Below are 202 nucleotides of genomic sequence, written 5' to 3' on the forward strand. Positions count from 1 at the left end.
CTACTTGGGCTTGAGCGCTTAGATGACGCTGAGCGTGCCACAGCCAAAGCCCATGAACTTGCGGTTGAGCACAACCTAGTGTGGATGAAAGCCCACTCTTATATCAGCCGCGCACGCTTAGAGTTACTCAAAAAGAGACCAGAGCAAGCCGCAGAGTTACTCTGGCTTGCGGAGGAGTCAGCAAACGAGTTTGATAATGGTG

The 202-nt window shown here is 52.0% G+C and carries 1 pseudogene; it reads left to right on the forward strand.

Annotated features, from left to right (window positions below):
• Positions 1-202: pseudogene (locus tag A3712_RS16225) on the forward strand (hypothetical protein); the annotation flags it as partial.

Origin of the sequence: Vibrio sp. HI00D65 (assembly GCF_001635455.1) — a bacterium.
Classification (GTDB): domain Bacteria; phylum Pseudomonadota; class Gammaproteobacteria; order Enterobacterales; family Vibrionaceae; genus Vibrio.